Annotated in this window: 15 protein-coding genes; 6 read left to right on the top strand and 9 right to left on the bottom strand. The window is 67.4% G+C overall.

The window, feature by feature from the left end:
* Positions 1-71 precede the first annotated feature (71 nt).
* Both AC1MEY_RS28340 and AC1MEY_RS28335 read right to left on the bottom strand, forming a co-directional pair.
* A complete protein-coding gene (locus tag AC1MEY_RS28340) occupies positions 72-2,906 on the bottom strand; it encodes a vWA domain-containing protein (protein WP_480228644.1) in 2,835 nt (944 codons plus the stop codon).
* Positions 2,903-3,175: a hypothetical protein gene (locus tag AC1MEY_RS28335; RefSeq protein ID WP_480228643.1), complete on the bottom strand. Its 273-nt coding sequence runs from the start codon at positions 3,173-3,175 to the stop codon at positions 2,903-2,905. The genes AC1MEY_RS28340 and AC1MEY_RS28335 overlap by 4 nt, the downstream gene beginning before the upstream one ends.
* Before the next feature lie 391 nt (positions 3,176-3,566).
* Here AC1MEY_RS28335 and AC1MEY_RS28330 point away from each other — a divergent pair, with 391 nt between their 5' ends.
* The 3 genes from AC1MEY_RS28330 to AC1MEY_RS28320 all read left to right on the top strand — a co-directional run bounded on the left by AC1MEY_RS28330 (position 3,567) and on the right by AC1MEY_RS28320 (position 5,509).
* Positions 3,567-4,187 carry a TerD family protein gene (locus AC1MEY_RS28330; RefSeq protein ID WP_480228642.1) on the top strand — a complete coding sequence of 207 codons (621 nt, stop codon included), beginning with the start codon at positions 3,567-3,569 and terminating at the stop codon, positions 4,185-4,187.
* Between the two features lie 160 nt (positions 4,188-4,347).
* The gene (locus tag AC1MEY_RS28325; protein ID WP_480228641.1) at positions 4,348-4,803 is read left to right on the top strand and encodes a tellurite resistance TerB family protein; all 456 of its coding nucleotides are present in this window, start codon (positions 4,348-4,350) and stop codon (positions 4,801-4,803) included.
* Between the two features lie 10 nt (positions 4,804-4,813).
* The gene (locus tag AC1MEY_RS28320) at positions 4,814-5,509 is read left to right on the top strand and encodes a TerD family protein (protein WP_480228640.1); all 696 of its coding nucleotides are present in this window, start codon (positions 4,814-4,816) and stop codon (positions 5,507-5,509) included.
* Between the two features lie 3 nt (positions 5,510-5,512).
* On the opposite strand, the gene AC1MEY_RS28315 is transcribed toward AC1MEY_RS28320, so the two are convergent.
* Both AC1MEY_RS28315 and AC1MEY_RS28310 read right to left on the bottom strand, forming a co-directional pair.
* Positions 5,513-7,081 carry a TerD family protein gene (locus AC1MEY_RS28315; protein WP_480228639.1) on the bottom strand — a complete coding sequence of 523 codons (1,569 nt, stop codon included), beginning with the start codon at positions 7,079-7,081 and terminating at the stop codon, positions 5,513-5,515.
* A 6-nt stretch (positions 7,082-7,087) separates the two neighbouring features.
* A complete protein-coding gene (locus tag AC1MEY_RS28310; RefSeq protein WP_480228638.1) occupies positions 7,088-8,386 on the bottom strand; it encodes a TerD family protein in 1,299 nt (432 codons plus the stop codon).
* A gap of 169 nt (positions 8,387-8,555) precedes the next feature.
* Between AC1MEY_RS28310 and AC1MEY_RS28305 the strand changes: the two genes are divergently transcribed.
* The 3 genes from AC1MEY_RS28305 to AC1MEY_RS28295 are packed head-to-tail and all read left to right on the top strand — an operon-like array spanning position 8,556 to position 10,681.
* Positions 8,556-9,179 carry an AIM24 family protein gene (locus AC1MEY_RS28305; protein ID WP_480228637.1) on the top strand — a complete coding sequence of 208 codons (624 nt, stop codon included), beginning with the start codon at positions 8,556-8,558 and terminating at the stop codon, positions 9,177-9,179.
* Between the two features lie 14 nt (positions 9,180-9,193).
* Positions 9,194-9,892 (top strand): AIM24 family protein, encoded by a 699-nt coding sequence (locus tag AC1MEY_RS28300; RefSeq protein ID WP_480228636.1) that lies wholly within the window; start codon positions 9,194-9,196, stop codon positions 9,890-9,892.
* A 27-nt stretch (positions 9,893-9,919) separates the two neighbouring features.
* Positions 9,920-10,681, top strand: a complete 762-nt coding sequence (locus tag AC1MEY_RS28295) for an AIM24 family protein (RefSeq protein WP_480228635.1) — start codon at positions 9,920-9,922, stop codon at positions 10,679-10,681.
* Position 10,682: 1 nt separating this feature from the next.
* On the opposite strand, the gene AC1MEY_RS28290 is transcribed toward AC1MEY_RS28295, so the two are convergent.
* From AC1MEY_RS28290 to AC1MEY_RS28270, 5 genes are read right to left on the bottom strand one after another with little or no spacing between them, the layout of a single operon-like run.
* Positions 10,683-11,525: an HAD family hydrolase gene (locus AC1MEY_RS28290; protein WP_480228634.1), complete on the bottom strand. Its 843-nt coding sequence runs from the start codon at positions 11,523-11,525 to the stop codon at positions 10,683-10,685.
* Positions 11,522-12,634: a cysteine protease StiP family protein gene (locus AC1MEY_RS28285; RefSeq protein ID WP_480228633.1), complete on the bottom strand. Its 1,113-nt coding sequence runs from the start codon at positions 12,632-12,634 to the stop codon at positions 11,522-11,524. The genes AC1MEY_RS28290 and AC1MEY_RS28285 overlap by 4 nt, the downstream gene beginning before the upstream one ends.
* Positions 12,631-13,935: a phosphoribosyltransferase family protein gene (locus tag AC1MEY_RS28280; protein WP_480228632.1), complete on the bottom strand. Its 1,305-nt coding sequence runs from the start codon at positions 13,933-13,935 to the stop codon at positions 12,631-12,633. Before AC1MEY_RS28280 ends, AC1MEY_RS28285 begins: the two co-directional genes overlap by 4 nt.
* A complete protein-coding gene (locus tag AC1MEY_RS28275; RefSeq protein WP_480228631.1) occupies positions 13,932-15,101 on the bottom strand; it encodes an HpcH/HpaI aldolase/citrate lyase family protein in 1,170 nt (389 codons plus the stop codon). The genes AC1MEY_RS28280 and AC1MEY_RS28275 overlap by 4 nt, the downstream gene beginning before the upstream one ends.
* Complete coding sequence (locus tag AC1MEY_RS28270) at positions 15,098-16,324, bottom strand: hypothetical protein (RefSeq protein WP_480228630.1); 1,227 nt, start codon at positions 16,322-16,324, stop codon at positions 15,098-15,100. Before AC1MEY_RS28270 ends, AC1MEY_RS28275 begins: the two co-directional genes overlap by 4 nt.
* Between the last annotated feature and the right edge of the window lie 105 nt (positions 16,325-16,429).

Genomic DNA, 16,429 nt, shown 5'->3' with positions numbered 1-16,429 from the left:
TTCATTCGTCTCCAATCATCAAGTGCGAAAAGTACCTATCGGGCGCCCGGCCCAGCGGGCGCCTATCAGGTCTAGTTAGGACGGAACGGATTCGATGAATCAGGACCTGGACCCGGTTGAGAGCCACCCCCGAAGGGATCCGGATTCGCCGGACCAGGCCGTGGTGGCGGCGGGGTGCTGCCGGGCGCGCCGAACGGATTCGGGTTGCCGGTCGGAGGTGGCGAGTTCAAGCCGAACGGATTACCCGAGGGCGCTCCTCCTGCGAACGGATTGCCCGACGGCACCGCGTTGCCACCGCCGGTGCCGAAGGGATTGCCTCCGAACGGGTCACTGTCGCTGGGCGGTGCGGTCGAACCGTTCTGCGGCGCCCCCAGTTTCGCCCGCCGTCGGAGGTCGGGCAGGACGCGCGGGACGGCCTCCTTCACCTCGGCGACGAGCCGGTCGATGACCGACCTGCCCGCATCGCCGCCGACCAGGAGCACCACGACCGCGGCATCCTCGGGTCCGTTGGGATCGTGCAGCAGGAACCAGGTGTTCTGCACCGCGAGGGGCAGTTTCGCGTCCGGCGTCTTCTTGTGCGTGTCGCCCGACCGGCCGCCCGCACCCGCCAGGCCCGGCGCCGAAGCGACGACGAATCCCGCACCGAAGGGCGAGAGGCCGATCCTAGCCCGCAACTCGACGTCACCGACGGCCAGTCGACGCGTCGGACCCGCGAGACCCTCGACGAGGCGCACTAGCTCCCCGTCGCGCATACTGAACGGCTGGTTGTCGCGGAGCACCGAATTGCCACTAATGCGTACCGGAATCCGTTCGGAGCGAAGCGCTTTACCGGGGATCCGGGACGCGAGCCACTTGGTGAGGTAGAGCAGCCCGATCGGGATGCCGGGGCCGAGGATCAAGCCCACGACGATGGCGATCCACAGCGTCATCTGGTCGAGAGGCTTCTCCATGCCGAGGGTGAACGGCACGTCGACCGTGACCGGCGGCCCCTCGCCGTCCTTCGGCGCGAGGGACACCTGCACGGTGCCGTTCACTGCACCGTTGCCAGCTTGGGACACCTCGACCGTCAGCGGAAGCAATTGCGTATCACCGTCATCGACCCTTGTGCAGTTCGACTGCCCGTTAGCGGTGGACGTGATCTTCGGCGTAGGCAGACCATCGGGGCCTGCGACCACCGTCACGGGCGCGTCCCCTGCGACCCACGCGCAGCCGGGACCCTTGACCTGGAGTTCGGCGGTCCGGGTTCCCACTCCCTCGAGCTTGCCGAAGTCGACCGACGCGCTGACCGCGGGATAGCCGACCGGTGCGTTGACCACGACCGGCAGGTCGACGGCCTGCGGCGATAGCGACGTCCCCGGAACGGCTGCACCGTCGGGCCCGGTCGCCGCGGCGGTGGTCACCCCCAGAACCATGTGGAGCGTCGCTCGGCCGAGCGGGACGTCCTTGAGGTCGAGCTGCTGCGATGTCAAGATCTGGTCCTTGGGAAGGGCGTTCGCGACGGGGTGTTCCTTGCCCTCGGCGTCGATCAGCGTCACGCTGAGATCGGCGGTGCCCAGCAGAGCACTCGGATCAACCGGGCCCTGCTTGCCGTCGATTACCGAGAACGTGACCGGCACAACCTGACCCTGATTCAGGGTCGTGTCGCCGCTCTGCGGCCAGGCCGGGTAGAGGTCCCCGGAGATGTGCAGGCTCGACTTGGTCTTGACACTTGTGTCGCCCGAGGGATTCTGGAAGACAAGGGCCCACTGCCCCTGCCACGTCGGCGCGGTCGAGTTGACCATCCGGAACGACACCGACTTCTCCGAGCGCCATTCGTAGTTCACGTTGACGCCACCGAAATCGAGGGTGCCGGGCGCACCCGTAGGCAGGTCCTGCGGCGGCCCCGTCGGCGGCACGAGGACGGCGGTCAGTCCGGGAGCACCCGCGGTCGCGAGAGCGTTGACGCTGCGCACCGACCGGTCCAGGACGAAGCTGTGCTTGCCCTCGTCGCAGATCTCCTCACCCGGGCACGCGTTTGCCTCGGTGTCCACGGGGGTGTTGCCCGGCGCGCCCAGATTGTGAAAGGCCTGCAGCAGGTCGTCGATGTTCTGCGCCAGGTAGAACTCCCCCGGCCGCGGCGTAGCGACGTCACCACAGGCGCCGGTTGGTGTCTGTTCGCCGGTGACGATCGATTTCAGGACGTCGAAGTCGGACGGATTCTTGCCCTCGGGCGAGAGTCCGATGCCGAACGTGATGATGTCGGACGTGCGCAACTGGTCGGCGACGCCCCCTGGTCGGCAGATGTCCTGTTGCGCGGCACGGATTGTCGCGTCGATGCCCCCTTGACTGCCGAGGTCCACACCCGGCGCATAGGGCTTCTCGACACCGGGTTGCGTGTCGAAATCGATCTTGCCGTCGGTGAACCAGGCCAAGGCGTGGCACGGACGTGCCCCGGGGTTATCGCTAGGTTGGTCGGCTAACGCCTGCCTCGCACCGTTGAGCGCCTGCCAGTAGTCGGTGTCACGGCCCGTGTTGCGATCGCGGAAGTTCGCGATCTGGGACTGCACGGATCCCAGGCTGCCCGGATCAAGCCGAATCCATCCCGATGGTGGGGTGAAGTCGGAGGAGAAACCCGACACCCCCACCTCGAGCGCGACGCCGGTGTCCGCGGCGTACTGCGCGAGTTCCTCGACGAAGAAGTCCGCCGCCTCGACGCGCGCGGCCTGCGGGTCGGTGGCGGTCAGGCTGCCCGACTCGTCGAGCATGATCAGAACCTGGCCTGCCTTCTGGGCGTTCATGCAGGCGCCGAACCGCTCGACGGCGTTGTCGGAGGCCGCGTTGGCAGGGGGCGCGAGCAACATCGTGGCCACGCTGGCCAGAAGAGCCAGAAGGCCGGCGACGGCGAGCCTGCCGAACTTGGCGATCACAGGCGTCCCATCCACATGGCGAACCCGACGGCACCGACGATGATGCCCGCGATTGACGCCACCGCAACGAGCGCATACGCCGCCCCAATCCAGGTGGGACGGAGGTAACCGGATTCGGCGCGACGATCGGTGTCAGCCCGGACGAACGCGCCCATGAGGCTGATCGCGATAGGCCCGGCCAATGCCCAGCCGACGATCGCCAGCACGTCGCCGAAGAACAATGCGCTCACCGCGGTACCGACCACGGCGACGACACCGGCGACGATCAACGTCACCAGGGGCGGTCCCGTCTGCTGCAACGGCCCGTCAGATTCGGACGACGTCGCCATCCCCGGCATGGGTCCGCTCGGCGGGGCGGGTCCCCAGCCGGGGCCGCCCGTCGGCGCCGGTCCCGGTGCTGACCCGCCACTTTGAAACGGATTGAACGGTGACCCCACGCTGCCCCTTTTCAGCTCGACGTACTCGCCCCGACGTTACGGCCGACGGCAGACATCTGCGGACCATCCTGGCATAATCGCGGCCAGGTTGAGGGCGGTAGTAGCAACGAATTGGTACGTACAACCGACAGCGTGTCGCCGGCCTCGGGTTGAGCACAGATCAGTTTCACCACCGGACCAAACAACCCGCCGCTCGCTGAAGCAGCGGGGATACCATCGACCCATGAGCGTCTCTCTGGCTAAGGGTGGGAACGTATCGCTGTCGAAGGCAGCACCGGGGCTCACCAAGGTGATGGTCGGCCTGGGCTGGGATGCCCGCGAAACGGACGGGGTGCAGTTCGACCTCGACGCCAGCGCGCTGGCGTGTGGGGAAAACAAGAAGGTGCTGTCCGAGGACCACTTCGTGTTCTACGGAAGCAAGACCCGCACCCCACCAGATCCCGAGAATCCGAAGGGTCGCCCCGTGTCGCCGGACGGCTCGATCATGTGCGGGCCGGACAACCTCACCGGCGAAGGTGAAGGCGACGACGAGTTCATCGACGTCGACCTCGAATCGGTGTCGGCCGACGTCACCAACATCGTCATCGTCGTCTCCATCGACGAGGCTGAAGCTAGGAGCCAGAACTTCGGCCAGGTGTCGAACGCCTACATCAGGGTCGTCGACAGCACCAACGCCACCGAACTCGCTCGCTACGACCTCGCAGAAGACGCGTCCACGGAGACCGCCATGGTCTTCGGCGAACTGTATCGACGCGAAGGAGAGTGGAAGTTTCGCGCGATCGGAGACGGCTACGCGTCGGGCCTCGCGGGGATTGTTCGAAGCTTCGGCGTCGACGTCGCTTAAGGCGCATCGCAGGTTTGAGGTTGATAAGCCCGACGCGCGAGGAACCATCTTCAATCGCCACTCGTTAGCCCGTGGCAGACTCGCTCGGTAGAGTCGTCGCACGTTCCTCGCGCATCCCACCCGTGCGTTCTTGTTCGATCAACTCAAGGAGCAGCCAACAGTGGCATTCTGGGACCAGCTCAAGGTCAAAGCGCAGGAGCTGAATACGCAACTCGCGACGAAGACCAGCCAGTTCAAGAACAAGGAATTTGCTAACGGGTCGATGGCGATGTGCGCCCTCATCGCCGCTGCCGACGGCAGGATCGACCCGTCCGAGCGGCAGAAGACGTCTGGCCTCATCGCGACCAATCAGTCGCTGAGCCACTTCCCGCCTGCGGAGCTGCAGCAGAAGTTCGATTGGTACTGCGACAAGCTCTCCGGTGACTTCGAGTTCGGCAAGGTCGAGGCCACGGCCACCATCGGCAAGCTCAGGGCGAAGCCAGAGCAGGCACGCGCAGTCATCCAGATCGGCATCATCATCGGCGGCGCCGACGGTAACTTCGACGACCATGAGAAGGCCGCTGTCCGCAGCGCCTGCCACGCCGTCGGCATCGATCCTGCTGAGTTCGAACTCTAGAGGAGTCACCATGGGAATCGACTACTCCAAACGTCCCAGCCGTAACTCCGCCTCGCCGAGCGCACCGACTTCTGCACCTCCGGTGTCGCCGACGGCTCCTACCGCGATCAGCTTGACCAAGGCTGCGCCCCGAGTAAACCTTGCAAAGGGGGGCGACGGTCAGGGGCCCATGCGGGTCAACCTGAACTGGTCGGCCCAGAAACCCGCGGGTGGCTTTATGGCCAAGCTGGGCGCAGCCGTCAACAAGATCGATCTCGATTTGGGCTGCCTCTATGAACTCGCCGACGGCAGCAAGGGTGTGATCCAGGCGCTGGGCAACAGCTTCGGCTCACTTGACCGGCCGCCGTACATCCAGCTCGACGGAGACGACCGCTCCGGAGCCAGCGTCGCCGGCGAAAACATGCATGTCAATCTTGCTCGGCCGGAACAGTTCCGCCGCATCCTGGTTTTCGCCATGATCTACGAGGGCGCCCCGAACTGGGCCGCCGTCGACGGCGTCGTGACACTCTTTCCGACGTCGGGGCCGCGAGTCGAGGTACGCCTCGACTCCGCTGAGAACAAAGCCCGCATCTGCGCGGTAGCGCTTATCGAGAGCGACGGGCGCACCGTGTCAGTCCAGCGCGAGGTGAAGTACGTAACGGGCAACCAGGCCGAACTCGACAATCTTTACGGCTGGGGCATGCAGTGGAAGACCGGCCGAAAGTAGTCCTTAGGGCCCAGCGAGGCTGCTGATGAACTGCGAGATCGGCTCAGCGTCGGCGGGCAACGCATCGGGAGTGAACATCCACTCGTTGCCCGCCCACCGATCTCGCACCCGCGCCTCGCCGTCCACGGGCAGATGTTCGCAGAACTGAGCAATGTTCTGCAGCAACGGTTCGGACGAGCCCGATGCATCGGCGCCAACAATCAGTAGCGACAGTCGGGCCGCGGCCCCGTGAGCCGCCAACGCGCCGATCTGCGTGAGGTCGTCGACCTGCAGACCGTGCCCGAAGTCCGACAGCACCACCACCCTGGGCGGCAGGTCCGCCGGACTGAGCCCGCTCTGCACCCCCAGCAAGGCTAGGTCCACGGCGTGTGCGAGCGCCGCCAATTTCTCCGACACCTCGAGATGGCTCCGCACCACCTCGCCGATCATCATCGGGCGCAACCGGCTGGTCAGCCCGTCCAGCCCCCCGGTGAGATCGACGACGTCGAGGATGGGCGGCTTCGGGACGGCCGCCAACAGCCGCAGGACCAGCGCAGAGACGACCGGTGCGGCCGCCGCGGACGACGGCGCGTCCACCCACAGTGGCCGCCGCAGCGGCAAGGGCAGACAGAACGGGATCGCGAGCCGCTCGGCGCCCGGGGCGCACACCTGCCCGAGGCGGATGCCGTCGGCAACGCGCGGCGTCGTGGCTGCGGCTCGCCACGACGCCGACTGCCAGGACGACAGCGACCGCGGGAGCTCGTCGTCGATCACGACCAGCTCGCCGATCAGTTGGCGTGCATCCGCGTCGTAGCGGGCGTCGGCGTCGGCGATCAACCCGTCGTGGCGTCGTTGCGCAGCAGCTCTCGCGAGCTCAGCGGCCGGGCCCGTCCGCGCCGAGGGATTGGCGACGGCCGCTGACAGGTCCTCGTCGAGCCGGTGGGCAGCGTAGCCACGTGCCGACAGCAGAGCCGCCGTCGAGCGTGCGGCGTCCTCGAAGATCATCTCGATGCGTTCCAACGGATGCTCGCGGTCCAGCGGCTCGACGAAGCCGGTCCCCGCGCTGGACGACTGACCGGGTTGGCCCACCGCCGTCGGGGTCGCTGGTGCCGCGTCGTCCACCTCGACTCCGTGCGTCGCCAGCAGCTGCGCCAATCCCCCGGCGTACCCCTGCCCGACCGCCCGCACCTTCCACTGCTCGGCCCGCTGGTACAGCTCGAAACAGACTACGGCGCAGGTGGCTTCGTCCCACGGGATCGTGAAATCCGCGACCACCGCGCCCTGGGTATCGAACAGGGCCGCTTCGATCGCGAGCCCGCGGCGCGTCGTGTCGCCGTCGGCGCTGACGATGCAGAGCACGCCTTGGGCGTGGGCTGACAGGCCGTCGAGATCGACGTGCACGCCGTCGGGGCGCAGCTGTACCCCCGCGGTGCCGGGCTGGTTGTAGAACACGAAGTCGTCCGACGACGCCGCGGTCAGGTGTGCGCCGACGACGATCGCGGAGACGTCGAGGTCTGCCGCGGTTACCACCGCGAAACGTAGGACACGCTGCGCCAGTGGCGCATTCTGTCCGGAAACCAGCCGCAGCGTCATCTTCGGCTACTGCGTCACGAACCGCGTGAGCAGCGGCGCGGCCTCCCCTACGTGCTTGGCCTGGATCGGCTCGCCGATGGCCTGCAGCTTCCAGTCGCCGCCGGCGCGGAAGAACTTCGCCATCACCATTCCGGTGGTGCGCAGTCCCGCGCCAGCGAGGGTGTACCGCGCCAACTCGCCGCCATTCTTGCTGTCGTCGATCAGTCGGCAGAAGGCGTTGGACAGTTGGTCGAAGGTGTGCCCGCGGTAGGAGCTCACGATGAACACGACGGTGGTGACGTGCGACGGAATGCGTTGCAGGTCAACGACGATGACCTCGTCGTCGCCCTCGCCCTCGCCGGTCAGGTTGTCGCCCTGGTGCTGGACCGAACCATCCTTGGACTTCAGCTGACCGTAGTAGCAGACGTCGACCATGGTGCTGTCGGCGAACAGCACCGCCGACGCATCGAGGTCGACGTCGGGGGTGCGTCGGCCGAACATGCCGCCGGCCTTCACCGGATCCCAGCCCAGGCCCATCCGGACCCGCCCCAGCGCGACCCCGCCGTCCTTCTTCAGCGTCACCTTCTGGCCCTTGACCAGGCTGACCGGTCGACCCTTGGTCAGGTTGACCTCGCCGCCGGACGAGCCGCCAGCGGCCGGAACCGGTGGCGTTACAGGTGGGGGCGGGTACGCCGGCGGCGGGTAGTTGGGGGGCGGGGGATACGCGGGTGCCGCGGGCGGCCGCGGGTAGGCCGCGGCCGGTGGTGGGGGCGGCCCGGGCGGCGCGGGCGGTGGTGTAGCCGCCGCGGCCGGTGCCGGTGCGTCGTCAACGGACACCCCGTGATCGGTGACGAGTGCGGCGAATCCACCCGCGTAGCCCTGCCCGACGGCCCGTACCTTCCACGAATCCTGGCGCCGGTAGATCTCCAGGGCGATGACGATGGACTCGCTACCGAGACCGTCGATGCGGTACTCGTACAACGGGTTTCCCGCACCATCGCTGACGAAGGCCGTCGGCGGCGCCGATTGGCCGAACGTGGAGTTCGTGTCGTCGAGGGTGATCACCGCCCTAATCTGCGTGATGTCGGCCGGCACCGCGGCGAGTGACACCGCGAGGCTGGCCGGTTGCCCGGCCTGCCCTGCCTCTAGCCGTACACCCGGCCCCGACGGTTGGTTGAAGAAGACGAAGTCGGCGTCCGACCGCACCTTGCCGCTGTCGGTGACGAGTAGTGCCGACAGGTCAGCGGCAGCGCTGAGCTGCACCGACACCCGCAGCTCGTGGACGGTGATGGGCCCGTTCTGGCCCTTGGCGAGCGGAGCAGACACTGCAGATCCTTCGACTAGACGACGGGCCGCGGACTCGATCGGAGATGGCGGGAGCAACTCTACTGAAGCCGTTCGGAGATTCGGCGGGTTGCGTCCAGCAATTCCGCGGCGGGAACGCAGCGATCGACTAGGGTTTTAGCGTCTGAGTCCCCCATGTAAGCGAGCACCGATGGCACGACTACTGGAGAAGTCCAAGAAGGTGATCGAGGCCCAGCTTGCGGGCACCAGCATCAAGGCTTTGACCGGCTCGATGGTCGCCTTCGAGGGGAACGTCTCGTTCAAGTCCGCCGGTTTCGGCGGCGGCTCGGGAGTCATAGCCGGCCTCAAGCAGCGTGCGACCGGCGAGGCGCTCTCGTTGATGGAGTGCAGCGGCGACGGCCGGGTCTACCTAGCCGTCAACGCCCAGCACGTGACGGTCATCGACCTCGCTGGCGAGCAACTCAAAGTCGAGTCCCGGCAGCTGCTCGCGCTAGCGGGCAACCTACAGACCAACGTCACATTCGCCGGCCTGCGGGGCGCCACCTCCGGGCAAGGACTGTTCACCACCACGGTCACCGGACAGGGCCAGGTGGCCCTACTGTCCGCGGGCGGCCCGCTGATCCACCTCGAGGTCGGCCCCAGCTATCCGCTGGTGGTGGATCCCGATGCGTTCGTCTGCGCCAAGGGCAATCTGCAGCAGTCCTTCGTCACCGACGTCTCCTGGCGCACCGCGATGGGCCAGGGTAGTGGGGAGAATTTCTCGCTCCGCTGGGAAGGAAGCGGGCTGGTATCCATCCAGCCCGCCGAGCGGTAGAAGGGGTTGTGCGCATGTTCGAGAAGGTGAACTCCAAGGTCGTCAAGATCGACGTGGCGCGCGCCGGCGGCGTGGTGGCCCGCACCGGCGCCATGCTGTTCTACACCGGCGACGTGCGCTTCATGCCACACCAGGTGCCCGGCGCCGCCCAACTGGGTGGCCTCGGCGGCCTGACCCGGATGGCCGGCCGGATGATGCAGGGCGAGCACGAGCGCACGATGCTGGCGCAGGGTCACGGCGAGGTGCACTACGGCTTCGCCGGCCTTGACCTGCACGCCGTCGACCTTGCCTCCGGCATGACGCTGCGCGCCGAGGCATCCCGGCTGCTCGCCAACACCGCCGGACTGCAGAGTTCGGTCGTGTCGGTGGCGAGCTCGTCGAGCGGCGGCGGCGGCCGCGGCATGATGGGCGCCCTTCGTGGCGCGGCGACCGGTGCACTGACCGGCCAGGGCATATTCACCACTCAACTCTCGGGCCAGGGCGCCGCGGTGCTGCTGGCCCACGGCGGTGTATTCGAGCTGCAGGTGGGTGGCCCGGTGCCGGTGGTCGTCGACCCGCAGGCGTTCGTCGGGTCGTACGGGAACGTCCAGACCGAGCTGAAGACCGCCCTGAGTTGGCGTGACGCGGTCGGCAAGGGGTCCGGTGAGGCCATGCAGCTGCACTGCCATGGCCAGGGTGTGGTTTTCGTGCAAGCGTCCGAGGAGAAGCTGTGATGGGAGTGCTGTGATGTGGGTCCTGCGATGAGCCAGATCCTCAACCCATCGGTGCTAAACGGCAACGACAACCTGCCCGACAACGGCTACGCGTACTGCATCGATCTGACCTCGCCATGGTTCATCCGGCGGGGTGCGATGATCGCCTACTACGGGCAGATGGAGTTCAGGGCACTGACGCACGGCTTGGCCGGCGGCATTCTGCAGATGGTGGCGCAGCAGTTCTCGGCGCCGCTGTACCTCGGGGAGTATTCCGTTGCAGAGGGATTGGGCAAGCTGATCATCGGCGACCGTGGCTATGACATCAACTCCTACGACCTCGACGACGGCAACCTCACCATCCGGGCGGCGAACCTGCTCGGCTTCGAACCCGGGCTGGCGCTGAACCAGTCGATCGTGCCCGGCTTCCTCACGCTGATCGGCACGGGCACGTTCCTCGCGTCGTCGAACGGGCCGGTCCTCTTCGCCGAGCCGCCGCTGCGCGTGGATCCCGAGGCTCTGGTGGGCTGGTCCGACTGCCCCTCCCCGAGCCATCACTACGACCAGGCGTGGGTCACCAGCTTCATGGCCGCCGGCGCGGCCCGAATGGGCATCAACTCCGGTGAGGAGCGGCAGTTCGACTTCACCGGCACCGGAACGGTTCTCATCCAATCGAGTGAGAAGATTCTCGACGACAGCAGCATCGTCCGGACCATCGAGGGTCAGCTGTTCGGCATCAGCCCGCCGGGCTTGCAACGCCTGAACACCGTCATCACCGGTCAGCTGGGGCAGCAGCAGCAGCGGCACTGAGCTAGTCGACCGGCCCCTCGGTGGCTAACCAACGCAGAATCTGTTCTCCCGCAACAATTCCCGCACGGGTTGTGACGAAGACCCCTGGGTGGTGCCACTGCAGCGCCTCTAGTTCGCCGTGCCGGGGTCGGACAGCGGCGTCGGCGGCGGCCAGCATCTCGGCGTCCAGCCCGCCGTCCCCGGCGGCCAGCACCCGGGCGTGCGGGTCCAACGACCCGTCGGCCGTCAGCCGCGACCGCACCTCGGCGACGGCGTGACTCTTGCAGACCGCAGCCGGCATCGAATAGATCTTGCGCCCCTGCCGCGAGACGGTCCACCCCCGCTCGGCGCACCACCGCCCCCACGCCGGTAGGAAGTCCGCGGGCAGGGCCTCGGGCCGAATCACCAGATAGCAGAACAGTTCATCGGCGGAGCGCACCTTGTCGACCCAGTCCGGACTGACCCTATTTCGCAATTCGGTCGTCACGTCCTCCAGGGAGGCGCCGGCCTCGCGCATGGCGTCGGCGACGGTACGCCGCCAACCCGCGTCGGCGACGCCGTCGACCAGGATATTGCCGCCGTTGCTGGTGATGGCGAAAGGCCATGGCGCGCCGGGCAGGTCGATGCGGTTGAACTGCTCGATGGTACGGGTGGTGGCTGGTACGACGAAGTACTGGGCGGCCAGCTCGGTCAGCGCCGCCGCACCGCGACGTGTCATGTAGGACAGCGGCGCACCCTGGTAGTACTCGACGCACTGCAGCTCTGCATCGGCGACGGCCGCGCCGATCGCGTTGCGCGAGTAAATCATCGTGCGATCGAGGTCGGTGACGATCAGCTTCGACGCCTGGCGGCCGGGGTCCGTCATTCGCTGACGTCCTTGACCAGACCCATGCACGAGTAGGCCAACTCCGGATCCACCTCGACGGGCACCCCGCGCGCTGCGGCCAGCATGCGGATGTGCTCGTGTTCGGGCGCCTCGGCGTCACGCACCAGGATTCGCCACGGCACCCGGCGCAGCAATACCCGGGTGGTCTCGCCGACGCCGGGCTTGACGAAGTTCACCGTCGAAACCCCATATTGCTGGCGGACCTTCTCCACCGACGCCCAGCCGCTCCAGCTGGGGGTGCGGTCGGAACCGACAATCGAGCGGACGCTGCGCTCCACGTCTTCGCGCACGCCGGCGAATCGCTGGGTGACGGCGTCGAGCAGATGGTTGGACACGTCGGCATCGGCAAGCTCGCGGTAGAATTTGGCCCCGTGGAACTCGCCTGGCCCGATCACCCGATCGTTGAGGACTGTCCGCGAAATCAGCCCGGACACCGTCGAATTCAGACATGCCGACGCGATCAGGAAGTCGTCTCGGGTGCCATAGGTGCGCACACAGTGGCCCGGGTCGGCCAGCACCGCGAGTTCGTCGTCGAAGACCACGCCGGTGACGTCGGCGTGCCTGCGCAAGGCATCGGTGAGTTCGCGGGCGATCGCACCCTTGCCGGTCCAACCGTCGACGAACACGATCGAGCTAGGCGCATGTTGCGCGGCAAGGAAGTTCAACGCTTCGGTGTCGATGCCCTTGCCGCGGACGATCGAGATCGCGTAATGGGGCAGCTCGAGCCCGTGACTGCTCGCCGCCCACCGGCGCATCAGGATCCCGACCGGAGTCCCGGCGCGCGCCAACGACACCAGCACGCTGTTCGCGCCGCGTTCGGCCAGGACGATGTCGGTCACGGTGCCGACCGCCGTGGCCAGTCGGCCGGCACTGGTGTCGAGCACGCGCTCGAACAGTTCGCGGTAGGCGGCATCCGGCTGAAACTCGATCGGCAGCGACTCAGCGTAGTGGGCCTGCCCGGATTGGATGCGCTGCTCGCGGTCGGCGACGTCGGCTTCTAGCGCGAGGTGGGACAGATCCTTCAGCAGCCATTGCACTTCGGCGGGCGCATAGGACCCGAACCGAGGCCCGCTCAGCGGTGCCGTCACGAGCGGACCGCGCGCTCTCGATGCAGGACGTCAGGGTCGGTGCTCGGGACCACGGCGACCAAGACGTCGCTACCCGCCGCGGCCAACACGTAGACCAGTCCGCCGTCCTCCCACAGCCGTGCGGTGTCGGCGGGCGAGTCGACGATCAGCACCAGCTGCGCATCCTCCTCGGCTGCCCCGTCCGGGTGCGGCCACCGCGCGTTGTACAGGTAGCGGTACTGCGCCTCGTCGTCTTCCGGTGCGGTGAAACGGAATCCACGCCGCAGCGGGTAGCCAGGTCGGTCCAGCACGTAGGCGGGCGAGCGCGTGGTGGTCTGGAACAGCGCCCGCAGGCCGGCGTCGGCGAGGGCCTGCGCCAGGCGTAGCGGCAGGTACATCAGCTCCTCGTGGCCGACGACGATGACCGGCCGGGACTGGTCCAGCTGCGTCGCCAGCGTGGCCGCCGCCTCCGCGACGGCGCGGGTGAAAGCTGCCTCGTCGGAGGCCAGGAATCCATGCCGACCGCCGTCGGGTACCGCGGCAGGCCAGGACAGCTGCACTCGGCGCACGGAGCCACGCCGACGTCCCGGCGGGTTCAGCGCCGGCTCCGGCAGTGCGCACACCCGCTCGATCACGCCTTCGGGCAACGTGACTCGGCCCCGGGCCAGGCTGACCGAATCGATCCGAGTACCTAGCTCCGCGGCCGCCGCGGCCATCGCCGCATAGTGCACCTCGGCGCGAAGGTCCACCAGCGAGGCGACGACGTGTCGGCGGCGCGGCTGGCGCGCCGCCAGCGCTCGGATGGCCCCGATGGCGGTGGCTCCGGTCGAGAATTCGTCGTCGACGAGAACCAGCGGTCCGTCGTGGTGGAGCAAACCCGCGTTCGAAGGTGTCAGAAGGTGGCTCGTCGCGTGGGAGTGACCTTCCTCGAAACCGGCCTCGACCGTCGCTCCGGGAACCTTGCGACGGGTCGAATGCAGATAACACCTCGCCCCGATCCGCGCCGCGACGCAGTGACCTAAACCCGTTGCTGTCTCGGCAAACCCGAGCACAGTGGCGGCCTTGGTCGAGTCACCCAGTACCGCGGCGACCAGATCGCCGAGGCGGTCCGCCGCCGCCAGCACCTCGGCGGGCGGCGCCGGAAGATGCTTGCCGAGCACGGTAGAGACCAGCAGGTGCGCCCGGCGCGGATTGCGGCGCAGCCCCGGCTGCACCAGTCGATCGACGGTGTCCCCGAGGCCCGAGACGTCCGAATACAGCCGGATGCCCAGCTCGCGTGTGACCCAGGGTTGGAGGTCCGAGCCGGTCGGGGAATCGGTCATGGTGCGACCAGCGCGGTCAGCAGGTCGACGAAGCTGACTCCGGTGTTGGTCACCCCGAAGACTCTCGCGCGCAACAAGGTCTGGCGCGCCCAGCTCTGATGGGGTTTGGTCTCGTTCATCTTATTGCGGTACCCAGACGGTTGCACACCGACGGACGATCCGAGGATGTCGAGCGCGTCCTGATACTCCTCGTGGGTGACCGCCGAAAGGGCGTGGACCGCGGCGACGTGTGAGGGGTGAATGACGGTCTTGCCGCAGAGGCCGTTGGCACGGTCGAGCGCGATCTCTCGCAGCAGGCCGTCCAGGTCACGGCTCACCAAGTGCTGCCGGAAGAGGACGGCGTCGTGCTCTGCGAACGGGGTGGCGCGGAGCATCGGGCGGAACATGCGCTCCCGGTCGGCGAAGTACTCCCATACCGGCCCGGTGATGACGAAACCCGTGCCATCGGAGCGACCGAAGTAGTTGACGATGTCGGCGATCACGTCGACAACGACCTTGACGTCGTAGATGGTCAGGTCCCGATCGCGTCGGATGCCGAACGCACCGCACATGTCCGTCGCCCCGATGCGCACGGCCAGCACCTGGCTGCGGTACTCCGAGAGCAAGTCGCTTATGCCGCGAAGCTCGTCGTCCCGTCGCTCGCGGAACACCAGCCCGCTCGATTCGAGCACCGGCATCGAATAAAGCTGCTTGCCGAGCCTTTCCGATGCCGCCGCTACCTCCTCTAGGAACGCCGCGCCTCCTTCCGCCCCGAACTTCGGGACCACGAATCCGCTGAGCGCCGCGACTCCGTCGCCCAGGGCATCGCAAATCATTCCGATTGCCTGCGGTGTGCGGATCCGGACGAATAGCAACACGTTCGACGCCTGCGTCGCAGCCAGCCCGTCGAGCGTGCGCACGGTGTTCTCGATCGCGTTGTCGACCTCGTGATCGCCGATGGCGTCTTCGAGATCGAGGACCATCGAGCACACCCCCTCTGCCGCCCGCGCGGCGATCGCGGCTGTCAGATCGGCGCGTGTCGCGGGGACGTAGAGCGTGGCACCGAGGGCGACCGCAAGGGTGTCGCGGTCGTCGGCGTCGCTGAAGGAGTGCGGCCGTTCCAGGAACAGCTGCGAGGTGACGTCGTCGCGAAGTTGGCTGAAGTGCCGGGCGACCCCAGGGCTCACAAGGTGCCGTCACTGGACTCGGTGCGCATCCTCTGCACCACACCGGAGATGAAGGACGAAACCGCGTCCAGACCGGAAACGTAGCCCCAATAGTCGGGGTTTCTTCCGTTCAGCTGCCCCACCACCCGATCTATGCGGTCGACCTGAGCGTCGAGTACCGACGCCCACTCCCGCACGACTCCGCGGGTGACGGCCAGCATCTGGGCGTCGCGCAGCTTGAATCGGACGTCGCTCTCCTTGGCCTTGGGGTTGTCCCGCACGGACCGCAGCAGTATCAGTCGGTCGGTCACCATGTCGACGAGTTCCTCGGCCCGTGCGAGGTGGGCTCGCACCGACGTGGTGAGCGCGGTCGCCCGCTCCGGTTCGCCGTGGGCCAACGCGTCGCGCGCCGCGGCCAGGTCGGCTTCGGCGTCGGCCAGGATGCGGCGGCTGTTGCGCTCGTTGTCGGTCAGGTCGGCCGAGCTGGCGGCGTTGAACTCACGCAGCAGCGACGAGAACGCCGGGGCGAGCCCCTCGGCGCGCGTCGACACCGCAGCCATCCGCGTGGCGACCGACACCAGACCCTGTGCCGCCACCCGCTCCTGGTCCGGGGCGCGCAGCACCGCCTGGTCGACTGCTGCAGCAGCGCTGCGCACCCCGGCCGCAGCCTCGCGAATCTGCTTGGCGTTACGCACGGCGAGTGCGCCGTCCAACGTGGCCATCGCGGCGCGCAGCCCGGCGTCAGACGTCTGCACCGACAGGTACTTGGCGAACGACGCATCGAGAGCGTCCAGCCGCTGCCGAGCTGCGTCGGCAACGGCGACCGCCTGCTCCGCCTCTGCGGGCGCCGCCGACAGCAGAGCCTGCGCGTCTTCTAGATGGGCTCGATTCGCCTCGTAGAACTCATCGACTCGGCGCGAGGCCGCAATCAATTGCTCGCGGGCAGCGTCAAAGGGATGGCCTGCAGACCGTGGAGCTGGAGTCCGCCGCGAATCGCTCTCATGCGATTGCGTTGCGGCGAGATATGCCGCTGAGGCTGCGTAGCAGGTGCTGACCACAGGATCCCACGCTTGGCGCAGCCGGCGCTCCGGAAATAATTGTTCCGAGGCCTCGACCGCCGACTCGGCGATGCTCTGGCGCTTGTCCATGTCGAAGAAAGCCCTGGTGAGTTCAACAGGGACAGCGGGTGGCGCCGACTCGGTGCGCGCCCGCCGAAACAAGCGTGCCGACCAGCTGGTGCTCACCGCCCGATCGTACGTCCGGCAACTCCTGGACAGTTCTTGGGTGTTTTCGACCTATTACGACTCAGCTACTAAGCTCTTAACCAGCGCTGCGCACAGCAGGCTGCC

This window comes from Mycobacterium sp. PTI7, assembly GCF_056679845.1.
Note: the sequence above shows the minus strand (reverse complement) of the source record. Positions and strands in the feature narration are given on the sequence as shown.